Source organism: Kitasatospora sp. NPDC092039 (genome assembly GCF_044756065.1).
Classification (GTDB): domain Bacteria; phylum Actinomycetota; class Actinomycetes; order Streptomycetales; family Streptomycetaceae; genus Kitasatospora.
This window is the reverse complement of record NZ_JBIVSD010000023.1, coordinates 69,191-85,477: the sequence shown is the minus strand read 5'-3', so window position 1 is coordinate 85,477 and position 16,287 is coordinate 69,191. Positions and strand designations below refer to the sequence as shown.

Sequence of the window (16,287 nt, the reverse complement as noted above, 5' to 3'; positions counted from 1 at the left end):
GACGACATGACGACCTACGCGCGGGCCGACTACGGCCCGGTGTCCGTGGCCTACACGGCCGAACTCGACGGCGGCGGCAACACCTTCGGCCGGGCGTACGCGCCGTTCGTCCGGTCCCGGTTCGGCCGGGTCGGCTCGGTCTTCGAGTGGTGCGCCGGCCCCGGGTTCATCGGCTTCTCCCTGCTGGCGGCCGGACTGTGCGACTCGGTCGACCTGGGCGACGTGAACCCCGCCGCCGGGGAGGCGGTCGAGCGGACGATCGTCGAGAACGGTCTGCACGGCCGGGCCCGCTTCCACCTGTCCGACGGCTTCGACGACGTGCCCGCCGACCTGCGCTGGGACCTGATGGTCGGCAACCCGCCGCACGTCAACCAGGCCGCGGCCGCCTCGGACTACCAGCGCTCGCACTCGCCGCTGATCTGGAAGGACACCGACTGGGGCATCCACCGTTCCTTCTACGCCGCGGCGGCCGAGCGGCTGCGGCCCGGGGGCTCGGTCGTCGTCCAGGAGAACCACCGCTTCTCCACCCCGGAGGACTTCACCGGGATGGTCGAGAAGTCCGGCCTGGAGGTGGTCGGAGCCTTCGACTGCGGCGAGGGCCACGAGGACTACTACTTCCTCTGGTCCCGGCTGCCCGGGCCCCGGACGTCCTGAAAGTCCCCGCTCCGAGCACCGGTTTCCACCCCGACCCCCACCAGCCGACCACAGCGCGAGGAGAGCGCCATCATGCTGCGTTCCATGATGAAGTCCAAGATCCACCGGGCGACCGTGACCCAGGCCGACCTCCACTACGTCGGGTCGGTCACCGTGAGCGCCGACCTGATGGAGGCGGCCGACCTGCTCCCCGGCGAGCAGGTCGACATCGTGGACATCGACAACGGTGCCCGGCTCACGACCTACGTCATCGAAGGCCCCCGCGACTCCGGGGTCATCGGCATCAACGGCGCCGCCGCCCGGCTGATCAGCCCCGGGGACCTGGTGATCATCATCGCCTACGGGACGGTCACCGACGACGAGGCCCGGGACCTCAAGCCCCGGGTGGTCTTCGTCGACGGGCACAACCGGCCGGTGAGCGTCGGCGCGGACCCCGCCGACGCGCCCGAGGGCTCCGCGCTGCGGCGCGGCGACCGGGTGTCCCCGTGAGGGGGGCCGCGGGGCGGAGGGGCGGCCGCGCGTGAACCCCGTGATCACGTGGATCTACCAGTCCGAGGACCTCGACCCGGCCGCGGTCGAGGCGTTCGAACAGGGCATCACCCGGCGCTACTCGGCGCTCTCGCGGCCGCGTGGCCTCGACTTCCGGGTGATCAGCGCCACCGAACTGGTGCCGTCCTGCGTGGGCGGCCGACCGGTCCTGCGCCATGGCGACGAGGACCTGCTGGAGCAGCGGCAGTGCTTCGTCGTCGAGGACATGGCCACCGACCCGCAGGGCCTCCAGGCACTGCGGGCGGTCTACCGCACCATCGAGGCGAGCGACTCCGTCCTGCTCAACCGCTCGTTCACCGGCCCGGACTACCTGGAGCGCGACAAGCTCGCGCAGCTCCAGCACGCCGCCGGCCTGGGCATCCGGACGGCGGACACCGTCGCCGTGCCGCCCGGCAGGTACGCCCGGCGGGTGCTCGACGAGGTGCGGCGCGGCCTCGGCGACGGCCCGTACATCGTCAAGCCCCGTGAACTGACCGGCGGTTACGGGGTGCTGCGGGTCGACTCGGAGCAGCAGCTCGGCGCCGTCGTCGACCTCGTGGCCCAGGCCGTCGGCGGGTACCTGGTGCAGCCGCTGATCCCGCACCACGGCGACATGCGCGTCTACCTGGCCGACGGCGAGGTCGTCTCGTCGATGACCCGCCGCCCCCGCCCCGGCGGCTACCTGGCGAGCGTCAGCCAGGGCGGGTCCGTCGACGTGAACCGGGACCACGACCTGGTCGCGGACCAGTGCGTCCGCCTCGCCCGGGAGCTGCGGGCCGAGTGGATCTGCGTGGACTGGCTGATGACGGACTCCGGGCCGGTGCTGAACGAGTGGAGCACCGCGCACGGCGGCTTCACCGTGATGCCCGAGCCGGAGCTCGGCAAGGTCGCCGACGCCTTCTTCGGGTGGATAACCCGCCGCTTCGAGGGGAAGCCGGCGGCCCGCTGAGCCGGTGGCCGCCCGAGTCGACGACCTGTTGAACCCGCGGCGGTTCGGCGGCCGGGCCCGTGCCGCACCCGCTCAATCCGGCGGGTGCGGCACGGGCCGCGGCACGTCGTACGGGCCGCGCTCAGTCCCGGTCGGCCGGGCGGAGCGCCTGGCGCAGCCGCACCGCCCAGACGATCAGGGCCGCGAGCGCGATCGAGACCACGGCCGTGGCCATTCCGGCCTGGATGCCGACGGAGACGGTGATGCTGCTGGCCACCAGCGCGCCGAGCGGGACGCCCAGGCCCGAGGACAGCATCCGGCGGGTGGTGTTGACCCGGCCCTGGAGCTCGGGCGGCGTCACCTCCTGGGAGTACGTCATGGTGTTCACCAGGACGACGAGGTACGCCGTTCCCCACGCGGCCAGCGCCACCAGCGCGACCAGCCAGTCGGAGGTGAGGACGACGACCAGGCCGAGCAGCGCACCGACCGGCAGCACGCCGAGGAGCAGCGGGAAGGCCTCGAAGCGCCGCCGCAGCCGGGGCAGCAGCAGGGAACCGCCGATGCCCCCGGCGCTCCAGGCCATGAAGAGCAGGCCGATCCGCCCGTCGGAGCCGTGGATGCCCAGCGAGCGGTCGGCGAAGACGACCAGCTGGCCGACGATGGCGCCGCCGGAGAACGACTGGAGGGTGCCGACCGCGGTCATGACCCGCAGGGTGGGGTGGCCCGCCAGGAACCGCAGTCCCTGTCCTATCGACTCCTTGAAGCCCGGCCGCTCGGCGGGCGGGGTGGCGGCCCGCGGCGCGACGTTGGTGACCGCCCTGATGAACAGCGCCGACACGGCGAAGCTCAGGGCGTCGAGGGCGAGCGTGCCGGCCGGGCGGAAGAGCGCGATGAGGCCGCCCGCCACGGCGTTGCCGACGATGCGGACGACGGTCTCCGCCCCGTAGATGGCACTGTTGGCCTGGGTCAGGCCGTCCTTCCCGACGATGTCGGGGACGAAGCCGTAGACGCCCGCGTCGAAGAACAGGGCGAGGCTCGCGGACAGGAACGCCACCAGCATGACGTGCCACGCCGTCAGCGCTCCCAGGGCCCAGGCCAGCGGCACGGTGGCGAGGCAGAGGGCGTTGAGCCAGTCGGTGGCGATCATCAGCGCGCGCCGGTCCACGCGGTCCGCGACGGCGCCCGCGATCAGGCCGAAGGCCAGGTAGGGCAGTGTCCCGGCGGCCGCGACCAGGGAGACCAGCAGCGGCGACCCGCTCTCCTGGAAGACCAGGACGGGGAGCGCCACGGTGGTGATGGCGGACCCGAGGCCCGAAACGGCGCGGGACAGCCAGAAGTTGCGGAATCCCTCGATGCGGCGGAGGGGGATCGCCTGCGCGGTTGACATCTCGTGATCGGTTTCCGTTCCTGGGGTGACGGTGGGTGGGGCCGGCGAGCGGTGGTGTGACCGGCGGCGGGCGCCCGGCCGGTCAGGGGGCGGGCGGCGCGGGTGCCGCCGCCGGGGGCGTTCCGTGGCTTCTCGGCGATCCCCCCTTGTCCGTATCAACTCTGACGTAACGTCAGACGCGGTCGCGGTGCCCGGATCGGATCCGAAAACGGCCGACACCCGTCCCCTGGGCGGTGGCCGGGTGGGTGTCGACCGGGGTCGAGGAGGTCTTCGCGGGGCCCGCGAGGGCGGGTCGGGCAGGTCGGGGCCGCCGGGCGTCCGCCGGCGCCGGGGCTTCCGGCATCAGGGCGGGCCGGCGGTGACGTCTCCACAGCGCGGTGTCTCGGGCGGCCGGTCCGGAAATCACGAAACATTCGGCACTGTAGCAGCTCGTTGCGCTCATGACACCCGTGGAACGGCGATCCCGGACCGCCCCGGCGCGGACGCCGAACCGGGCGCCGGCCGCGCGTCGGTGGGCGTTCAGCGGATGGCCCGGCGGTCCCGGTCGGCAGGGCGTCCGGGTGCGTGCCGGACGACTGGGGGAGCGGGTGGCCCCGCTGCTGCCACCCGTTCCCGAGCCAGGTCACCACCACCCCGGGCGGAAACCACGACGCCCCCGGACGACGCCCGGGACTGGGCGGATCGAGGGCCGGCGGCCGGCCCGGTCAGTCCCAGCGGACGGGCAGGGCGTGGACGCCGTAGGTCTGGGTGTCGTAGCGGAACGGCACGTCGCTCTCGGGGACGGCGAGCCGGAGGCGGGGCAGGCGCCGCAGCAGGGTCTCCAGGGCGGCGGCCAGTTCCGCCTCGGCGAGGAGCTCACCGAGGCAGCGGTGGGCGCCGAAGCCGAAGGCGACATGGTGGCGGGCGTCCCGGGTGAGGTCGACGTCCGCGGCCGCGGGGAACGCCGCCTCGTCCCGGTTGGCGGTGCTCAGCATGCAGATGACCCCCTCCCCGGCGCGGATGACGTGCCGGTCGACCGGCACGTCCTCGGTGGCGATGCGGCCGAGACCGTGGTGGAGGATCGTCACGTAGCGCAGTAGCTCGTCGACGGCGGTGGCGGCCAGGGCCGGCTCGGCGCGCAGCCGGACGAGCTGCCCAGGGTTGCGGAGCAGGACGAGGACCGACAGCGCGATCATGTGCGAGGTGGACTCGTGGCCGTTGATGAGCAGCAGCCGGCCGGTGGCGGCGATCTGCTCGGGTGCGACGCCGTCCTGGGCCGACAGCCGGCTGACGATGCCGCCGGGGGCCGCCCGGCCGTCGCGGACGAGTCCGGTGAGGTACCGGTCGAGGTCGTCGCTGGCCTGCCGGGCCTGCGCCGGGTCGGCGTCGTTGTGCATCAGGACGCGACTGCGCCGCTGGAAGTAGTCCCGGTCCTGGTAGGGGATGCCGAGCAGGAGGCAGATGACGCGTGAGGGCAACGGCAGAGCGAACTGCGCCATGAGGTCCGCCGCGGTGCCCTCCCGGGTCATGGCGTCCACCAGCTCCTCCGCGGTGCGGCGGATCTCGGGGTGCAGCGCGTCGACGTTCCTCCGTTTGAAGTCGGGGAGGACCAGGCGGCGCAGCCGGGTGTGGTCGGGGCCGTCCAGGTTGATGAAGCTCCGGTTCCCGTCCGCGACGGCCTTCCGGGCGGGGTTGAGGAAGGGGAATCCGGGGCGGCGGGTGTCGGAGCTGAAGCGGGGGTCCGCCAGGATGGCGCAGACGTCCTCGTGGCGGGTGGCCATCCAGCTCTCGGAGCCGTCCCACAGGCGGACCCGGGTGATCGCGGCGTGTCGGAGCGCCTGCTGGTACGCGGTCGGGGGGCTGAAGGGACAGCTGCGGTCGACGGCGGGTACGGCGATCGGGTCCGTGGTCTTCGCGGTGGTCATGGGAGCTCCTGCGAGTACGGCCCGGCACGGGTGGGCGGGACGAGGGCCCGTCGTGCGGCGGCCCGGAGCGGCGGTCGGTGCCCGGGCGGCCGAGGTGGCGAGGACGGTGGTTCCGACCCGGCCGATCGACGGGAGGCGGTGCCGGCCCGCGGTGCCCGGGGAGTCGTGCGGGCCCTGGCATGCCTCTGGGCGCCATTCGATACCGCGGGCGGAACGGGCCGCAACCGCAGTCGCCGGGGTCGCCGGCGGGCGGGTGCGCGGGTCCCGCTTGTCTGATTGTCTGCTGAAGGGGTTGTCCGCACTCGTACCGACGGGGATGGTTATGGATACCGAGCAGTGGCGAGAGCGCGTGCCGGCCCTGACGGGAGATCTCCGCCGGGACCGTCGCGCCGTGGAGCGGTACGCCGCCGCCGTCGAAGACCACCTCGCCGGCCTGCCCGCACCGCAGGACCGCTCGCCCGAGCACCGCGCGCATGGCCGCCAGGTCCGCCGGGGGTGCGACGGCCTGCGTGCCCGGTTCCTCGCGCTGTACGCCGAGCGGGTGCACTCCGAGCTCGCCGACGGGGCCGGCCCGGCCGGCGAGAGAGGGCACCTGCCGGGGCTGGAGGGCCTGGCCGACGCGGCCGGCGGCGCGTTTCCCGGTCTGCTGCCTGACCGTGACCGGCTCGACGCCGAACAGCGCCTGGCGCTGGCGGACAAGGAGGGTCTGGACATCGCCCTGGGCGTGTTCTTCCAGGCGCTGCTGCGTTCGCGCACCGGCGGGAGCCGCCTGATGGAGCGGTTGCTGCGGCCGACGCCGAGAGCGCGGGACCTGCTGTCCGGCTTCCGGTGCGAGGGCAGGGCCGACCTCGGTGCGGTGTCGGTCGAGCGGCGCGACGGAGCCGGATACGTCACGGTGCACCAGCCGCGGTCGCTGAACGCGGAGAACAACGACTTCGTCGCGGCGATGGAGACCGCCGTGGACCTGCTGCTGCTGGACGACGGGGTGCGGGTGGGCGTCCTACGCGGTGGGCGGATGGTCCATCCGAGGTACGCGGGGCGCCGGGTGTTCAGCTCCGGCATCAACCTCAAGGACCTCTACCACGGGCGGATCTCCTACCTCTCCTTCTTCCTGCGCCGGGAGCTCGGATTCGTGCACAAGCTGATGCGCGGCCTGGTGACGAACGAGGCGGCGTGGCCGGGGGAGGTGGTGACCAAGCCCTGGCTGGCGGTCGTCGACTCCTTCGCCATCGGCGGCGGCGCCCAACTGCTGTTCCTCTTCGACTACGTGCTGGCCGGCGCCGACAGCTACGTCAGCCTTCCGGCCGCCCAGGAGGGCATCGTCCCGGGCGGGGCGAACCTGCGCCTGGGCCGCCGGGTCGACAGCAGGCTGGCCCGGCAACTCCTGCTCGGGGGCCGCCGCATCCGCGCGGGCGAGGACACCGCCAGGACGTTCTTCGACGAGGTGGTGGAACCCGACCGACTCGACGCGGCCGCCGAGCGCGCCCTGGCCCGCCTGGACGACCACGCCGTCCCCGCCAACCGGCACCTGCTCCACCTGGCCGAGGAGCCCCCGCACGCCTTCCAGGACTACATGGCCGAATACGCGCTGCACCAGGCCCTGCGCGTGCACAGCCCCGACGTGGCCGAGCGCCTCGCCCGTTTCATGGAACGCCCCCGGCCGACCCACAGCGCGGTGCCCCGGTGACCGTCCGCGACGCGCCGTGGCTGGTCTTCGCCAACCGCTTCACCGACACGCTCGCCGACGGCCTCCCGCCAGGACTCGCCCGGGAGGCCGTCCGCCAGGCGGTGCGCAAGGTGTGGCTCCTGCGGCGCGGCGACATCCTGGTCACCCCGACGCCGATCTCCCCCGCCCTCAGGGCGTACGCGTGCGACGTGCTGGGCCTGGCACCGTCGGACACCGTCACGCTCGCGGTCCCCGACGCGCAGTCCGTGCCGCTGGCGGACGCCGTCGAACGCGGCGGCCTGAGCGCCGCGCTGAAGGCCGTCGCCGCCCAGCGCCCCGGACTGCGGATGCTCCCGTACGCGCTCGACCGCCCCACCGTGCGGCTCGCCTCCGCGCTCGGCCTGCCGCTCCACCTCTACGGCCCCGCCCCCGTGGACGAGCGGACCGTCGCCGAGGTCTACCGGCTCAACACCAAGATCGGCTTCCGCGAGACCGCCACCGGACTGGGCATCCCGGTGCCCGAGGGCACGGTCTGCGCGGACCGGCGAGAGCTCCACGCCGCGGTCCGCGCCCTGTCGGAACGCGGTGACGTGTTCGTCAAGCCGGCCCGCTCCGGCAACGGGTACGGCATCACCCGGCTGCGCCGGGGCGCGTGGGGCCAGGTGCGGGAGGCACTCGAACAGCACCTGGCCCGACCGGATCTGCCCCCCGGCAGCTGGATCGTCGAGGAGAGCATCGCCCCGGCCCGGGACGTCAGCGTGCAGGCCGAGGTGCACGCCGACGGCACCGCCGTCCTGTTCGACGGGCAGATGCGGATGACGCCCGGCGGCTACGCCTCGCACGGCTACCAGTGCGGCCTCCAGGCCCCGACCGCCGTCCGGAACGAACTCGCCGGCATGGCACGCCGGTTGGGCCGGCACCTGCGGGACAGCGGATACCGCGGCCCGTTCTCCCTGGACGCCCGCCTCACCCCCGACGGGCGGATCTACGGGACGGAGAGCAACGTCCGCCGCACCGGGACCACCACCCCCCACGCCCTCGTCCGACGCCTCACCGCCCGGGAGCCGGGCCCCTCCGGCGGCTTCGCCTGGCTGTACGACACCGGCCGCCCCACCCCGCGGAGCCCGCACGGCCTCGCCGAGGGCGTCGACCGGCTCACCCGCACCGGCCTCGCCCACGACCCGGCCACCGGACACCGCGTCGTCCTGATGAACGACCCCGACGTCAGCGGGGCCTGGTCCTACCTGGCGATCGCCCCGGACACCGCACAGCTCCTGGACGTCGAACAGCGGCTCCGCTCGGCACTCGCCCTGCACTGACCCTGCGCTGGCCCTGCCGATGGTGTGCGAAGGGGCCTGCCGGACGGCGGCGAGGGTCGTCCGGCCCTCGCCCGGTCGCGGCCGCGGGGTGAGGATCGGGGGCATGGAACTCGAACGTGAGGCGGTCGGTGAGCGGCAGTGGCTGGCGCTGCTGGCAGGGCGGCAGGTGGGGCGGCTGGTGTACACGGTCGGCGCGTTGCCCGCCGTGCTCCCGGTCCGTTTCCGTCTCCAGGAGGACGGGGCCCTGCTGTTGCGGGTGCCGGTCACGGTCGGGCTCGGACGGGCTCTGGACGGGGCCGTGGTGGCCTTCGAGGCGGGCGACGTCAACGAGGCGGACGGCGGCGGCTGGAGCGTCACCGTGCTCGGACACGCCAGCGCGACACCGGGAGCGGGCGCCGTACGCCTGCGGGCGGAGCTGGTGACGGGTCGACGGCTGGCACCGGCGGTCCAGGCCGAGGAGTGACGGGCCGGCGGCGGTCCAGGCCGAGGGTTGACCGGGCCGGCGGCGGTCGGCCGTCGGTGTCTTACGGCTGTGTCAGCGGGGCCTTCCACACCAGGTGGGTGCCGTGGTCCTCCGGGGTCCGCAGTTCGAAGGTGCCGCCCGCCCTGTCCGCCCGTTCGGCGAGGTTGTTCAGCCCGCTGCGGCGGCCGTCGGCGGGGATGCCGATGCCGTTGTCGGCCACGGTGAGGACGACGTCCGTGCCGGTGGCCCGTAGGGCGACCTCCACCCGGTCGGCGCGGGAATGGCGCGCGGCGTTGCTCAGGGCCTCGCGGAGCACGGCCGTCACCTGCTCGGCCAATTCGGCGGACACGTCGGTGTCGAGCAGTCCTTCCATGCTGAGCCGGGGTGCGAAGCCGAGCGCCTCCTGCGCTTCGCCGACGACCAGGGCGACCTGGGCGCGCAGGCTGTGGGTGGCGTCCCGGTCGCGGGCCCGCAGGCCGAAGATCGTCGACCTGATGATCTTGATGGTCTCGTCCAGGTCGCCCACCGCGCGCACCACCCGGTCCGCCGCTCCCGGGTGCTCGATGAAGCGGGCGGCGCTCTGCAGGGTCATGCCGGTGGCGAACAGCCGCTGGATCGCGAGGTCGTGCAGATCGCGCGCGATGCGGTCGCGGTCCTCCAGCAGGGCCAGCTGCTCGGCGTCGTCGCGGCGCGCGGCCAGTTCCAGGGCCAGTGCCGCCTGGTCGGCGAAACCGAGCAGCGGCCCGATCTCCTCCGTGGAGAACTCGGGCTGCCCGGAGGGGCGGGCCAGCAGCAGCACCCCCTGGACCTCACCGGTGGCGGCGCCGAGCGGGACCGCGACGGCCGGGCCCATGCCCTCGAAGCGTCGCGGCCCGGCGGTGAACCGGGGGTCCGCGTCGAGGTCGGCACTGGTGGCCGGTGCCCCGCCGGCGTACGCCGCGCCGGACAGGGTGCCCTCGGCCGGGACGGTCAGCCCCCGTCGTGCGGCGGCGTCCGCGCCGAGGGCGAGTTCGACCGTCAGCCGGTCCGACCCGGGCAGCGGTACGGACACGTCGGCGAGTTCGGCGCCGGTGATCTCCCGGGCGCGCCGGGCGATCAGCTCCAGCACCTCTGCGCGGGGGCTGCCGGACAGCAGGCCCCGGGTGATCTCGGCGCTGGCGTGCAGCCAGCGCTGCCGGCGCTGGGACTCCTCGTACAGCCGGGCGTTGTCGATGGCCACGCCCGCGGCCACCGCCAGGGTGGAGATCACCGTCTCGTCGTCGGTGTCGAACTGGGCGCCGCCGCGTTTCTCGGTGAGGTAGAGGTTGCCGAACACCTGCTCGCGCACCCGTACGGGCACGCCGAGGAAGGTGCGCATCACGGGGTGGTTCGCCGGGAAGCCGTGCGAGGCGGCGTGTGCGGAGAGGTCGGCCAGCCGCAGCGGCTCCGGACGGTGGATCAGTTCGCCGAGGATGCCCTTGCCCGTGGGGTACGGGCCGATCGCCGCGATCTCCTCCTGGGACAGCCCGACGGTGTGGAACTGGGACAGCGTCTCCCCGTCCGCTCCGATCACGCCGAGCGCCGCGTACCGGGCGTCGGCCAGGACCGCCGCCGCCTCGACGATCCGCCGCAGCACCTGGGTGAGGTCGAGTTCGCGGCCGACCGAGAGCACCGCCTCCAGGAGGCTGTGGACCCGGTCGCGGGTGCCGCGCACGGCGTCGATGCGGGCCTGGAGCTCGTCCAGCAGCTCGTCCAGGCGCAGCTGCGGCAGTGGTGATGCGGCTTCGTCCGCGCCCACGGGTGACCTCCTCGACGTGTCCGACCCGTCTCAGCAGGGCCCTCGGGTTCACAGTAGCGGCCGGGTGCGGGCGGGGGTCAGGCCGGGGGAGGCGAGGGCGGACGGGGGCGGACGGGGACCGGCGGGGGCAGGTGGGGACCGGCCACCCCGGTGCCCCGGATCGGTCCGGCCGGCCGGCCCGGCCACCGCACCGTTGACACCGCCGCCCCGCAACCAGGCCCGCTGATGGGGCCGTTCGGCCCTTGCGGCACGATCCCGGCGGCGGGAGGGTGATCGGTGCACGTGGACTGCGGGGCCGGTCGGCGCCGGTAGGAGGACCTTGGAAGTGGGCGAGGGGATCACGGCTCAGGCGGACGCGCGGATCCTTTACAGGACGCCGGCCGACGCTCGGGCCCGGATCGCGGCGGCGGTCCAGGGGCCGGACGCGCTTGTCGAGGTGCCGGAGGCGGCCGGGCCGGCCCGCACGACCGTCGAAGGCGCCTCATGAGCGACGAAGCCGCCGGCCGGGGCGGCACCGCCCGCCGGGAGACCCGGCCGCCGGCCGTCCGGCAGACCCAGCCGCCGGCCGTCGCCCGGCAGACCCCGCCGTCGGCCGCCCGGAAGACCCCGCCGTCGGCCGCCGCCCGGCAGATGGTCCCGCTGGAGCGGGCCGAGTGCCTCGATCTGCTGGCCGGCGTCCCGCTCGGCAGGGTCGTCTTCACCGAGAGCGCGCTGCCGGCCATCCGCCCGGTCAACCACATCGTCGCGGACGGCGCGATCATCATCCGCACCCACGACGGCGCGGCCCTGACCACCGTCACCGCGGGCACCGACGCGCCGGGCGTCGTGGTGGCCTACGAAGCCGACGCCATCGACCTCGACACCCGCCTCGGCTGGAGCGTCGTCGTCACCGGCTACGCCCGGCTCGTCACCGAGCCCGACCGGCTGCGCCACTACCGGCAGGTCCTGCGGCCGTGGATGGACGCCCCGATGGACTACACCGTGCGCATCCAGCCCGAACTCGTCACCGGCTTCCGCCTGACCGAGCGTGCCCTCCGGTAGGACGGCACCGCCGGTCTGACCGGGTCGGCCCCGGTGCCGGGCCGCCGGGGCCGGATGAAGCGCCGCCGGCGGGCGGGACGGGCGAGGGTCCGGCGCGAGCGTTGTGCGGTTAGCGTTAACAGTCCGATGTCTTGACGGTGTCTCAGCGTCTGGCCATAGTGATGGTCGGCGCAGCACAGCGGGGGTGCCCTCGCCGCCCTGCGCGCGTTTTCATCGGCCATAAATTGTTAGCGCTAACAATTGGACGCCTTCTTCCTTCCCCCACCCCACGAAGGAGTTCGTTCATGACCACGCGATCGTGGCGGAGCCGCGCCCGGCGGGCGCTGACGGCGGTCGGGACGACCGCGGTGCTCGCCGCCGGTCTGCTCGCCGGCACGGCCACCACCTCGCAGGCCGCCACCCAGGGGCCGTGCGACATCTACGCCGCGGGCAGCACTCCGTGCGTCGCCGCGCACAGCACCACCCGGGCCCTCTACGGGGCGTACGGCGGCCCGCTGTACCAGGTCAGGCGCGCCTCCGACGGCGCCACCAGGGACATCGGCCTGCTGAGCACCGGCGGCTACGCCGACGCCGCCGCGCAGGACTCCTTCTGCGCCGGCACCGGCTGCGTCATCACCGTCATCTACGACCAGTCCGGCAAGGGCAACCACCTCACCCAGGCACCCGGCGGCGGCGCGGCCGGCGGGCCGGACAACCTCGCCAACGCCTTCGAGGCGCCGGTCACCGTCGCCGGCCACCGGGCGTACGGCGTCTACGTCGCCCCCGGGACCGGCTACCGGAACAACAGGACCAACGGCATCGCCACCGGCGACCAGCCCGAGGGCATGTACGCGATCTTCGACGGCACGCACTTCAACGGCGGCTGCTGCTTCGACTACGGCAACGCCGAGACCAACAACCTGGACACCGGCAACGGCCACATGGAGGCCCTCTACTTCGGCGACAACAGGAGCTGGGGCTCGGGCAGCGGCAACGGCCCGTGGGTGATGGCCGACCTGGAGAACGGCCTGTTCTCCGGGGTCAACCGCGGATCCAACGCCAACGACCCCAGCGTCGACCACCGGTTCCTCACCGCCATGCTCAAGGGCGCCCCGAACCGGTGGGCGCTGCGCGGCGGCGACGCCCGGTCGGGCGGCCTGTCCACCTTCTACAGCGGGGTGCGCCCCAACGCCACCGGCTACGACCCGATGCACAAGGAGGGCGCGATCATCCTGGGCATCGGCGGCGACAACAGCAAGTGGGCCCAAGGGACCTTCTACGAAGGGGTCATGACCCAGGGCTACCCCTCGGACGCCACCGAGAACGCCGTCCAGGCCAACATCACCGCCGCCGGCTACGACAGCGGTTCGTCCGGCACCGGCACGCTGACCCCCGGCTCCCGGATCTCCCTGCGGGCCACCACCGCGCCCTGCTGCACCTCCCACTACCTCCGCCACAACGACACCGACTCCAAGGTCGTCATCTCCGGCACCACCTCCTCCAGCCCGGCCGCCGACAAGGCCGGCGCCACCTGGATCGTCCGCGCCGGCCTGGCGAACAGCTCCTGCCTCTCCTTCGAGTCCGCCGACAGGCCCGGTCGGTTCCTGCACCACTACGACTACGAGCTCTACCTGGACTTCGACAACGGCGCGGGCACCTTCGCGCAGGACGCCACCTTCTGCCCCGCCAGGGGCAACAGCGGGGTCGGCACGTCCTTCCAGTCCGCCAACTTCCCGGCGAAGTACCTCCGCCACTACGACTACACGGCCTACATAGCCGGCAACGGAGGCTCCAACCGCTGGGACAGCTCCGCCAGTTGGGCTGCCGACACCAGCTGGCTGGTCGCCCAGCCCTGGGGCTGAGCCACCGGGACAACCGGCGACTCCCCGGGCCGGGCGACCACCGAGGGGAGAACGGCGGGGGCGGGCCGGTCGACCCGCCCCCGCCGGCCGCACCTCGTTCCGACCGGAAGCCCCGCTGGTCACCTGACGATCAGCGGGAGGGGCCCCGGCCGACGCGCGGCTGGGGCCCCTCGCTGTGGTGGGTACCGGTCAGCGCTGGAGGGTGAGGAGGCCGGGCCGCCAGGGGAGCTGGTCGTAGGGGCCGGTCGCGGTGGGGGACTTGCCCTGGTACAGGAGTTGCAGGTGGCAGGGGTCGACGGTCATGGTCTGGTCGGGGTTGTCGCGGACGAGGTCGCCGTGGCTGATGTCGTCGGTCCAGCCGGCGCCGCTGTTGGCCTTGCCGGCGAAGGGGTTCTTCTCGGTGGCGGCCTGCGGGGTCCAGGTGCCGTTCAGGCTGGTGGCGGTGAAGGAGCGGAAGTAGCGCTGCTCGTCGGCGCCGCGGGCCTCGACGATCATCAGGTACTGGTTCTGGCCCTTGACCTTGTAGACCTGGGGGGCCTCGAAGAGGTTCTTCACGGTGTCGGTCATGACGGTGGTGTAGGAGGAGCCGAAGTTGCCGGGGAAGTTCCCGATCGGCATGCTCGCGCGGTAGATGCTGCCGTTGTCACCGGCGAAGAACAGGTACATGTTCCGGTCGTCGGCGATCAGGGTCGGGTCGATCGGGCCGGTGCCGGAGTTGGGGATGCCGCCGGTGAACAGCGGCTGCGGCGCGGACCAGCCGTTGGGGTCGGTCGGGTCGCTGGACGTGCGGTAGACGAACGGCCACGCGCCCCACTGGTACGCCAGCACCCAGACGTTCTTCGGAGCGAAGTAGAACAGGGTGGGTGCCACCGCGTTCTGGTTCATCCCGGTCTGGGGAGCCGAGGCCATGTCCGACCAGTCGGTGAAGGGGGCGAACGCCATCGAACCGTACGACGAGCCCGTGACGTTCGACGCGTACACCAGGTGTTTGCCGTTGTACGTCGTGGTGGTGAAGTCCTTCAGCGCACCCCAGCCGTTCGCCGGCTGCGCCAGCGCACCCGTCGAGGACCAGCGGTACGTCGACGGAAGGGCGCACGTACCGCCCGGCGAGGCCGGCGTCGACGAACCGGACGGCCTGAGGTTCCAGTGCTGGTTGGCGGCGCCCCAGGAGTCCCAGACCTGGACGGGCGTGCCGTTGGCGGTCTGGTTGCCGGGGGTCTCCAGGACGCGGCCGCTGGCGACGTTGGTGAGCGTGTAGGAGCCGTCGCTGTTCCTGGCGGCCTTCCAGCGCTGGTTGGCGCCACCGTGGGAGTCCCAGACCTGGAGCTTCGTCCCGTTGCCCGTCTGGTTGGCCGGCTCGTCCAGGACCCGGCCGCTGGCGACGTTGGTCAGGGTGTAGGAGCCGTCGTTGTTCCTGGTGGCGCGCCACTGCTGGTTGGCCGCGCCGGCGGCGTCCCAGACCTGGAGCGGGGTGCCGTTGCCGTTCTGTCCGGCGGGCTCGTCGAGGACGCGCCCGCCGGCTCCCGCCGCGGCGAGCGTGTAGACGGTCCCGGAGGCGATGCCGTCGGCCGAGGCGCTGCCGCCGGCGTTGCTCAGGGTGGTGAGCACCGCGTTGTGGGCGGGCTTCCTGTTGCCGTTGTCGTCGAACAGCAGGGGGTTCTCACCGGTGCGCCAGGAGTCCCTGTCACGGATGCCCCAGACGGTGGTCCCCGTGCAGCGGGCGACGTCGAGGCAGGCCTGGACGGCGTCGCGGTACGCGGTGGCGGATGCCTGGGCGATGTCGAGTTCGGTGATCTGGACGTCCACGCCGAGGGCGGCGAAGTCGGCCAGCGTGGTCCGGAAGCTCGCGGGCGGGCCGCTCGCGGCGAAGTGGCTCTGGAAGCCGACGCAGTCGATGGGCACGCCGCGGGACTTGAAGTCCTTGACCATGCGGTAGACGCCCTGGGTCTTGGGGTCGGACCAGTTCTCGATGTTGTAGTCGTTGTAGCAGAGCTTGGCCGCGGGGTCGGCGGTGCGGGCGGTGCGGAACGCCTCCTCGATGAAGCCGTCGCCCAGCGCCTTCTGGAACACCGAGTCGCGGTGCTGACCGCTGCCGCCGTCGGCGAACGCCTCGTTGACCACGTCCCAGGCGTAGATCCTGCCCTTGTAGTGGCTCATCTCCTGGGTGATGTGGTCGTTCATCACGCTGCGCAGGGTGGCGGGGTCGGTGGTGGACTTGACCCAGTCGGGCAGTTGGGAGTGCCAGACCAGGGTGTGGCCGCGCATCCGCTGACCGTGGGCGTTGGCGTGGTTGACGATCGAGTCCGCGGCGGCGAAGTCGAAGGTGCCGCGGGAGGGTTCGACGGCGTCCCACTTCATCTCGTTCTCCGGGGTCACCATGGTGAACTCCCGGTCCAGAACGGTGGCGTACGTCGGGTCCCCGAGCCGGCCCGAGGCCACGGCCGTGCCGAAGTAGCGGCCGCCGACGGCCGCCGCGTCGCCGAGCGAGGCCGGCTTGCCGGCATTCTGTGTGCGTGCGGCCTGGGCGACCAGCGGTACGGCGGCCCCTGCGGCGGCGAGCGCCACGGCGGTGGCGATCAGGCGGCGGGTTGCCGGACGGCGGCGATGAGAGCGTTTCTGATCTGGCAACGGCATGTCCTTCTGGCGCAGGGGGGCGTTGGCCTCGCCCCCGGTTACCCGTCAGTTGCCGCCGAGGAGGGGAAGGTTGCCGTGGGAGGGAAGGAATCTCATCGGTGGGCCGGAGGCCTCACGCGCCTGGCCGGTTTTCCGGTGCGCACGG

General features: G+C 73.3%; 12 protein-coding genes. 8 read left to right on the top strand and 4 right to left on the bottom strand.

What is annotated here, in order from left to right; genetic code table 11:
• Positions 1-6: 6 nt before the first annotated feature.
• From ACIQI7_RS33485 to ACIQI7_RS33475, 3 genes are all read left to right on the top strand, one after another.
• Positions 7-654, top strand: coding sequence for a methyltransferase (locus tag ACIQI7_RS33485; protein WP_401117407.1), 648 nt, complete (start codon positions 7-9; stop codon positions 652-654).
• Between the two features lie 72 nt (positions 655-726).
• Positions 727-1,143 carry an aspartate 1-decarboxylase gene (gene panD, locus ACIQI7_RS33480; RefSeq protein WP_401117405.1) on the top strand — a complete coding sequence of 139 codons (417 nt, stop codon included), beginning with the start codon at positions 727-729 and terminating at the stop codon, positions 1,141-1,143.
• Positions 1,144-1,174: 31 nt separating this feature from the next.
• Positions 1,175-2,131, top strand: coding sequence for a RimK family alpha-L-glutamate ligase (locus ACIQI7_RS33475; protein WP_401117403.1), 957 nt, complete (start codon positions 1,175-1,177; stop codon positions 2,129-2,131).
• Between the two features lie 121 nt (positions 2,132-2,252).
• Here the strand turns inward: ACIQI7_RS33475 and ACIQI7_RS33470 are convergent, their stop codons facing one another.
• Both ACIQI7_RS33470 and ACIQI7_RS33465 read right to left on the bottom strand, forming a co-directional pair.
• A complete protein-coding gene (locus tag ACIQI7_RS33470; RefSeq protein ID WP_401117401.1) occupies positions 2,253-3,497 on the bottom strand; it encodes an MFS transporter in 1,245 nt (414 codons plus the stop codon).
• A 704-nt stretch (positions 3,498-4,201) separates the two neighbouring features.
• Entirely contained in the window at positions 4,202-5,401 is a 1,200-nt protein-coding gene (locus ACIQI7_RS33465) for a cytochrome P450 (RefSeq protein ID WP_401117399.1), read from the bottom strand.
• Between the two features lie 391 nt (positions 5,402-5,792).
• Here ACIQI7_RS33465 and ACIQI7_RS33460 point away from each other — a divergent pair, with 391 nt between their 5' ends.
• The 3 genes from ACIQI7_RS33460 (at position 5,793) to ACIQI7_RS33450 (ending at position 8,849) form a co-directional block, all read left to right on the top strand.
• Entirely contained in the window at positions 5,793-7,088 is a 1,296-nt protein-coding gene (locus ACIQI7_RS33460) for an enoyl-CoA hydratase/isomerase family protein (protein ID WP_401117397.1), read from the top strand.
• Entirely contained in the window at positions 7,085-8,386 is a 1,302-nt protein-coding gene (locus tag ACIQI7_RS33455; RefSeq protein WP_401117395.1) for a hypothetical protein, read from the top strand. Before ACIQI7_RS33460 ends, ACIQI7_RS33455 begins: the two co-directional genes overlap by 4 nt.
• A gap of 103 nt (positions 8,387-8,489) precedes the next feature.
• Positions 8,490-8,849, top strand: coding sequence for a pyridoxamine 5'-phosphate oxidase family protein (locus tag ACIQI7_RS33450; protein WP_401117393.1), 360 nt, complete (start codon positions 8,490-8,492; stop codon positions 8,847-8,849).
• 61 nt (positions 8,850-8,910) lie between these two features.
• On the opposite strand, the gene ACIQI7_RS33445 is transcribed toward ACIQI7_RS33450, so the two are convergent.
• The gene (locus ACIQI7_RS33445) at positions 8,911-10,626 is read right to left on the bottom strand and encodes a GAF domain-containing protein (RefSeq protein WP_401117391.1); all 1,716 of its coding nucleotides are present in this window, start codon (positions 10,624-10,626) and stop codon (positions 8,911-8,913) included.
• Between the two features lie 630 nt (positions 10,627-11,256).
• On the opposite strand from ACIQI7_RS33445, the gene ACIQI7_RS33440 reads away from it, so the two are divergent.
• Together ACIQI7_RS33440 and ACIQI7_RS33435 are read left to right on the top strand one after the other, a co-directional pair.
• Positions 11,257-11,667, top strand: a complete 411-nt coding sequence (locus ACIQI7_RS33440; protein ID WP_401117436.1) for a pyridoxamine 5'-phosphate oxidase family protein — start codon at positions 11,257-11,259, stop codon at positions 11,665-11,667.
• Positions 11,668-11,951: 284 nt separating this feature from the next.
• Complete coding sequence (locus ACIQI7_RS33435; RefSeq protein WP_401117389.1) at positions 11,952-13,508, top strand: alpha-L-arabinofuranosidase B; 1,557 nt, start codon at positions 11,952-11,954, stop codon at positions 13,506-13,508.
• 189 nt (positions 13,509-13,697) lie between these two features.
• Here ACIQI7_RS33435 and ACIQI7_RS33430 read toward each other — a convergent pair whose 3' ends face one another.
• A complete protein-coding gene (locus tag ACIQI7_RS33430; protein WP_401117387.1) occupies positions 13,698-16,142 on the bottom strand; it encodes a non-reducing end alpha-L-arabinofuranosidase family hydrolase in 2,445 nt (814 codons plus the stop codon).
• Between the last annotated feature and the right edge of the window lie 145 nt (positions 16,143-16,287).